Origin of the sequence: Streptomyces chilikensis (assembly GCF_001642695.1) — a bacterium.
Lineage (GTDB): Bacteria > Actinomycetota > Actinomycetes > Streptomycetales > Streptomycetaceae > Streptomyces > Streptomyces chilikensis.
On record NZ_LWCC02000005.1, the window covers coordinates 3,443,526 to 3,447,663 of the forward strand.

Annotated in this window: 4 protein-coding genes and 1 pseudogene; 3 read left to right on the forward strand and 2 right to left on the reverse strand. The window is 76.1% G+C overall.

All coding sequences use genetic code 11. The annotated features are described in order from the left end of the window. Nucleotides 1-2,340, forward strand: a 2,340-nt coding sequence (locus A2U95_RS15365; protein ID WP_166022893.1) for a SpoIIE family protein phosphatase, incomplete at its 5' end; no start/stop codon positions are given. Beyond that, nucleotides 2,337-2,621, forward strand: coding sequence for an STAS domain-containing protein (locus tag A2U95_RS15370; protein WP_166022895.1), 285 nt, complete (start codon nt 2,337-2,339; stop codon nt 2,619-2,621). The genes A2U95_RS15365 and A2U95_RS15370, both read left to right, overlap by 4 nt. A 56-nt stretch (nt 2,622-2,677) precedes the next feature. Here the strand turns inward: A2U95_RS15370 and map are convergent, their stop codons facing one another. Continuing rightward, nucleotides 2,678-3,535, reverse strand: coding sequence for a type I methionyl aminopeptidase (map, locus tag A2U95_RS15375; RefSeq protein ID WP_166022897.1), 858 nt, complete (start codon nt 3,533-3,535; stop codon nt 2,678-2,680). An 82-nt stretch (nt 3,536-3,617) separates the two neighbouring features. Here map and A2U95_RS15380 point away from each other — a divergent pair, with 82 nt between their 5' ends. Continuing rightward, the gene (locus A2U95_RS15380) at nt 3,618-3,845 is read left to right on the forward strand and encodes a hypothetical protein (protein ID WP_166022899.1); all 228 of its coding nucleotides are present in this window, start codon (nt 3,618-3,620) and stop codon (nt 3,843-3,845) included. 28 nt (nt 3,846-3,873) lie between these two features. On the opposite strand, the pseudogene A2U95_RS15385 reads toward A2U95_RS15380, so the two are convergent. After that, nucleotides 3,874-4,138 (reverse strand): annotated as a pseudogene (locus tag A2U95_RS15385) (hypothetical protein); the annotation flags it as partial.

Genomic DNA, 4,138 nt, shown 5'->3' on the forward strand with positions numbered 1-4,138 from the left:
GTCCTGCCCGGCCCGGCCGCGCCGCCCGCGCCGTTCGCCCCGGCCGCGGCGCCCGCCCCGGACACGCCGTTCGCCCGGGGCGCCGCGGGCGCCCGGGTGCTGGTCGCCGACGACAACGCCGACATGCGCGGCTACCTCACCCGCCTGCTCACCGGCGCCGGCTACCGGGTCCGGGCCGTCGGGGACGGCGCCGAGGCGCTGGAGGCGGCCCGCGCGGTGCAGCCCGACCTGATCGTCGGCGACGTGATGATGCCCCGGGTGGACGGCCTGGCCATGGTCGCCGCGCTGCGCGCCGACAGCCGCACCGCGGCCGTGCCGGTGCTGCTGCTCTCCGCCCGGGCCGGCCAGGAGGCCTCCATCGAGGGGCTGGAGGCCGGCGCCGACGACTACCTGGTCAAGCCGTTCGCCGCCGCCGAGCTGCTGGCCAGGGTCCGGGCCAACGTGGAGCTGGCCCGGATGCGCGGCCGGCACGCCCGCTGGCGCGCGGCGCTGGTCGACGCCCTGCAGGAGGCGTTCTTCGTCTGCGACGAGACCGGCACGGTCCTCGAGGTCAACGCCGCGTACCACGAGATCCTCGGCCACGGCCCGGACCGCCTGCCCGGCCCGCACCGGCCCTGGGAGGAGACCGGCCGCGAGGCGCACGACCGGTGGGCGCGCGCCTTCCGCGACGCGCTCTCCGGCCGGCCCGGGAGGTGCACGCTGCCCGTCGACCGGGCGGACGGGCAGCGGATCTGGATCTCGGTCAGCTGCAACGAGGCCAGGGACCCGGACACCGGCCGCCGGGTCGTCGTCGGCACCTTCCGCGACATCACCGCCGAGCACTACGCCGTCCAGCGGGACGGCGCCCTGGCCGCCCTCGCCCTCAGGTTCGCCCAGGCCGCCGGCCCGGACGAGGCGCTGGCCGGTGCGCTGGACGAGCTGCGCCTGCTGTGGAGGGCCGGCCAGGTCCTCGCCGTCGTCTTCGGCGACCGCTCCGAGCCGTGCCTCGCCGCCGTCGGCGACGGCGCCGCCGACCGGTGGGGGAGGCTGCCGGAGGAGGACCGCGCGGAACTCACCCGCCTGCGCGACCGGCCGGCGCTCACCCCGCTCGCCGACGGCGGCCGCGCCCACGTCGTCCTGGAACACCCCGAGGGACCGCTGGTGCTCCGCGTGGACCTCGGCGGGCGGCGGCCGTTCACCCCCGAGGACCAGGTGCTGCTCTCCCTGCTGGCCGGCCGCCTCGCCCAGGGCCTCACCCGGGCCCACCAGGCGGACCAGCACCGCCGCACCGCGCTCGCCCTGCAACGCGCCATCCTCGGCCCGGCGCGGCTTCCCCAGGGCTTCGCGGTCCGCTACGAGCCGGCCGTCCCGCCCCTGGAGGTCGGCGGCGACTGGTACGACACGGTCCCGCTGGCCGGCGGCCGCATCGGCATCGTCGTCGGCGACTGCGTGGGCCGGGGCCTGGACGCCGCCACCGTGATGGGCCAGCTGCGCAGCGCCTGCCGCGCGCTGCTGCTCCAGGAGGCGGGGCCCGCCCGGACGCTGGCCGCGCTGGACCACTTCGCGGCGGGCGTCCCCGGCGCGCTGTGCACCACGCTGTTCTGCGGGGTGCTCGACCCGGGGACCGGGCGGCTGGTGTACGCCGGCGCCGGGCACCCGCCGGGCATCCTGGCCGGACCCGACGGCGAGGTCACCCTGCTCGACCGGGCGCGCGGACTGCCCCTGGCCGTCAGGCCGGGCGCCGAGCGCCCCGAGGCCGAGTGCGTGGTGCCGCCGCGGTCCACCCTGCTGCTCTACACCGACGGCCTGGTCGAACGCCGCCGCCGGCCGCTGAGCGAGGGCATCGCCCTGGCCGGCGAAGCGCTCCAGGAGGGGCGCAACCTGGGCGCCGACGAACTCGCCGCGCGCGTGATGGACCGGCTCGCCCCCGAGGGCGGCTACGACGACGACGTGGCCCTCCTGCTGTACCGGCACCCCGGGCCGCTGGAGCTGACCTTCCCCGCCGAGTCCTCCCAGCTGGCCGTCACCCGGGGGACGCTGCGCGGGTGGCTGCAGCGGTGCGACCTGCCGCCGGGGCTCGCCCAGCGCGTGCTGGTCGCCGCGGGCGAGGCCTGCGCCAACGCGGTGGAGCACGGCCACCGGGACCACCCCGGCGGCCCCGTCCGGCTCTCCGCGGCGGCGGGCGCGGACGAGATCCGGCTCATCGTCGAGGACAGCGGGCGGTGGAAGCCGCCACGGCCCGACGACAGCCACCACCGGGGCCGCGGGATCGCGCTGATGAACGCCATGATGCAGGAGGTCGCCGTCACGCCGGGCGAGACGGGGACCACGGTCCGGATGCTGACGAGGATCGAACGATGACGCCGCTGACCGTGACCCCCGGCGCCGGGCCCGGCGGGGCGCCCCTGCTGACCGTCGCCGGCGAGGTCGACCTCGGCAACGCCCAGGTGCTGGCCCGGGCGCTGGAGGACACCGCCGGCACGGTGGTGCTCGACCTCACCGCGGTGGAGTACCTGGACAGCGCCGGGCTCAGCGTGCTGTTCGCCCACGCGGAGCGGCTGGAGATCGTGGTCCCGCCGCTGCTCCGGCCGGTGGTGACCTACTCGGGCCTGGCGGAGCTGGCCGTGGTCCGCGCGCCGTAGCGCGCGGACCGGCCGGGACGGGGCCGGCCCGCCCCGGCCGGCCGGGACGGCGCGGGCTACGGGAGGGTGAGGATCTCCGCGCCCGTGTCGGTGACCACCAGTGTGTGCTCGAACTGGGCCGTGCGCCTGCGGTCCTTGGTGACGACCGTCCAGTTGTCGTCCCAGATCTCGTACTCGTACGTGCCCAGCGTCAGCATCGGCTCGATGGTGAACGTCATGCCCGGCTGCATCACCGTCGTCGCGTACGGGCTGTCGTAGTGCGGGATCACCAGGCCGGAGTGGAAGGAGGTGTTGATGCCGTGCCCGGTGAAGTCGCGGACCACGCCGTAGCCGAACCGCTTGGCGTAGGACTCGATGACCCGGCCGATCACGTTGATCTGCCGGCCCGGCCGCACCGCCTTGATCGCCCGGTTCAGCGCCTCCCGGGTGCGCTCCACCAGCAGGCGGGACTCCTCGTCGACGTCCCCCACCAGGTAGGTGGCGTTGTTGTCGCCGTGCACCCCGCCGATGTACGCGGTGACGTCCAGGTTGACGATGTCGCCGTCGCGCAGCACCGTCGAGTCCGGGATGCCGTGGCAGATCACCTCGTTGACCGAGGTGCACAGCGACTTCGGGAAGCCGCGGTAGCCGAGCGTCGACGGGTAGGCGCCGTGGTCGCACATGAACTCGTGGGCCACCCGGTCCAGTTCGTCCGTGGTGACACCCGGGGCGATGTGCCTGGCGGCCTCCTCCATCGCCTGCGCGGCGATCCGGCCGGCCACCCGCATCGCCTCGACGGTCTCCGGCGTCTGCACCTCGGGGCCGGTGTACGGCGTCGGGGCGGGCCTGCCGACGTACTCGGGCCGCCTGATGTTTCCGGGCACGGATCGGGTGGGAGAAAGCTCCCCTGGTACGAGCAGCGACTGGGCAGACATGCCTGCGAGTCTAACCAGCGGGGCATACGGCATCAGGCCCGCGTTCGGCGGCGAAGCCGGCGACAGGAGAAGGAGACACGGCATGGCCCTGTTCAAGAAGCGCACGGCGGGCAAGCCGGGCGAGTGGTACTACTGCCTGCAGCACAAGAAGGTCGAGGAGGGGCCCGACTGCCCCGCCAAGGACCGCTTCGGCCCCTACCCCACCCGCGGCGAGGCCCAGCAGGCCATGGAGACGGCCCGCGAACGCAACCTGGAGTGGGAGAACGACCCCAAGTGGCACGACTCCCCGGCGCGCGGCGACCGGGAGTAGCCGCGGCGGCGCGGACCGGGACCGGGCGTCACCAGCGCGGTGGCGGCGGCGCCGTGAGCTGGTCGGCGAGGCGGGACAGCCGGTCGCGGAACCTGCGCCGCCCGCGCGGCGCGGCCGCGGAGTTCTCCCCGGCCGCGGCGCTGACCAGGTGCTGCACCGTGTCCAGGTCCACCCCGCTCTCCTCGGTCCCGGCCGCCGGGGCGAGCAGCTCGTGCGCCATCGCCGCCAGGTCCTCGTGGCCCTCGGGGCCCGTCAGGCCGTCCCCGCCGTCCGCGCCGTCCGCGCGGGGCCCC

Excerpts from the sequence above, each read along its gene's own strand:
- A2U95_RS15370 (WP_166022895.1), top strand. The coding sequence starts at position 2,337 with ATGACGCCGCTGACCGTGACCCCCGGCGCCGGGCCCGGCGGGGCGCCC.
- map (WP_166022897.1), bottom strand. The coding sequence starts at position 3,535 with ATGTCTGCCCAGTCGCTGCTCGTACCAGGGGAGCTTTCTCCCACCCGA.
- A2U95_RS15380 (WP_166022899.1), top strand. The coding sequence starts at position 3,618 with ATGGCCCTGTTCAAGAAGCGCACGGCGGGCAAGCCGGGCGAGTGGTAC.